Source organism: Vibrio olivae, from assembly GCF_042428525.1.
GTDB lineage: Bacteria > Pseudomonadota > Gammaproteobacteria > Enterobacterales > Vibrionaceae > Vibrio > Vibrio olivae.
In genome coordinates, this window is the sequence record NZ_JBHMEP010000135.1 from 1 (window position 1) to 514 (window position 514).

Below are 514 nucleotides of genomic sequence, written 5' to 3' on the forward strand. Positions count from 1 at the left end.
CCGGCAAGCACCTTCACCTGACTCAATTCCGTTCTGGTGGAAAAAAGTTCCGTCCCTATTTCCTGCAGCTTGCTGAAGGTGGCCTCCAGCGTCGTGCTCATGTCCTTGACGATGCGGCTGTGGCGCTTGTAATCAATCACCTGCTTGTCCACGCCGCCCAGCTGGCCGCCGAGCTTTTCAATGCGTTTGACGATGAAATCCTCCGCCCGTGTGGATGCGATTTGCTTCTCCCGCCTGGAATGGTCATTGTAAACTTCAATAAGATAATTCAGGACATCTTCCGCCTTCTGCGGATGGGAAAGCCTCAGCGTCAGCTCCAGCAGGCTGCTTTCCTTGGAATCCGGCCGCGTTACGCTCAGGCGGCCCAGCATTTGGGCGCAGGCCTCCTTGACGGAGAGGCGTTCCACGAAAATGGGCCTGCCTATGCTGCCGGAAGAAAAATGGGACGTAGTCCGCACGGTTTCCGTGGCGAAGGGAAGCTCCAAAGGGATGCCGAATTTTCCAGCAAGAGCGG

General features: G+C 56.6%; 1 protein-coding gene. It reads right to left on the reverse strand.

Features of this window, described 5'->3' with window-relative positions; all coding sequences use genetic code 11:
- Positions 1-514 (reverse strand): hypothetical protein (locus ACFFUV_RS24225; RefSeq protein ID WP_512701420.1); only part of this gene is annotated, 514 nt, incomplete at both ends.